The 1,406-nt window shown below is 65.0% G+C and carries 1 protein-coding gene; it reads left to right on the forward strand.

The genetic code is table 11. The annotated features are described in order from the left end of the window. The first annotated feature begins 119 nt into the window (after positions 1-119). Entirely contained in the window at positions 120-1,151 is a 1,032-nt protein-coding gene (locus JKL45_RS29520; protein ID WP_201865322.1) for an IS110 family RNA-guided transposase, read from the forward strand. Positions 1,152-1,406 lie beyond the last annotated feature (255 nt).

Here is a 1,406-nt window from a genome sequence, read left to right on the forward strand (position 1 = left end):
TAGATGCCGTAATGGGCCTGCCGCTCACGGAGTAGCGAAGCAGGGTGGCTGTCCCTCAGAGTGATGTGTGTGGAAACGGGGTCCGTGTGGATCGGCCCCAAGCATCATGAGGGACAGCCATGGACTATTATGCCGGGATCGACGTGTCTTTGGAACTGAGCAGCGTCTGCATCCTTGATGCCTCAGGGCAGATCCTCCGCGAGGCGAAGGTCACCAGCGAGCCGGAAGCGCTGGCAACCTTTCTCTCCGGGTTGGGCTTGCCGCTCACCCGTGTCGGCCTGGAAGCGGGGCCTCTCTCGCAGTGGCTGTATGCCGGCCTGCAGAACGCCGGCTATGATGTCGTGCTGCTGGAGACCCGGCACGTGAAGGCGGCGCTCTCGGCCATGATCGTCAAGACCGACCGCCGGGATGCCCGCGGCATAGCCCAGCTGCTGCGCATGGGCTGGTTCCGCCCCGTCCACTGCAAGTCGCCGCCAGCGCAAGAGGTGCGTGCCCTGCTCACCGCCCGCAAGCAGCTGCAGGCCAAGATGCGGGATGTCGAACTAAGCCTGCGTGGGCTGTTGCGCGGCTTTGGCCTGAAGGTGGGCGAGATCAGCAAGGGCCAGTTCGCCAGCCGCGTGCGCACCCTCACGGCAGGCCATGAGATGCTGGAGCGGATTGCCGGGGCGATGTTGCGGGCTCGGGAGGCCCTGCAGACGGAGTTTGCCAAGCTGCATCGCGCCATGCTGGCGATTGCGCGGGGTGATCAAGTCTGCCGACGGCTGATGACCGTGCCGGGTGTGGGAGCGCTGATTGCGGTGACGTTCACCGCCGCAGTGGATCAGCCTGATCGGTTCTCGCGCTCCCGGGCTGTCGGAGCGCATTTTGGCCTCACCCCGAAGAAGTACCAGTCAGGCGAGACTGACATCACGGGAGCGGTGAGCCGGGTGGGCGATCCGATGGTGCGCACGGCGCTGTATGAAGGAGCCCACATCCTGCTGACCCGAGCGGTGCGCTTCTCTGCGCTCAAGCGCTGGGCGCTGGAGGTGGCCAAGCGACGGGGCATGCGGCGTGCCAAGGTGGCGCTGGCCCGCAAGCTCGCGGTCATTTTGCATCGCATGTGGGTGGATGGCACCACCTTCCGCTGGGGCCGGGAGGGCGTCACCGCATAGGAGAGAAAAGCGTTCGGGACAGGGCGAGTTCGGCCCTGTTCTCCTGAGGTCCCGTCGCCGGGACGATGGAGGCGATCAAGCCGTAAGTAGTGCCGTGAACACCTCATGAGGTGGAACACGCGTCTTAGATGGGCTGATCGCATCCCCTCTGATGGCATGGTGGGGCGGCCGCGCGTCGACCCCGAACAGAAGCAAGACTTCGGCGACAGGACAGTCACTCAGGGGATTGACACCCAACGGCCCATTACAGAAGCA

The organism is Microvirga soli (genome assembly GCF_016734765.1).
Classification (GTDB): Bacteria; Pseudomonadota; Alphaproteobacteria; order Rhizobiales; family Beijerinckiaceae; genus Microvirga; species Microvirga soli.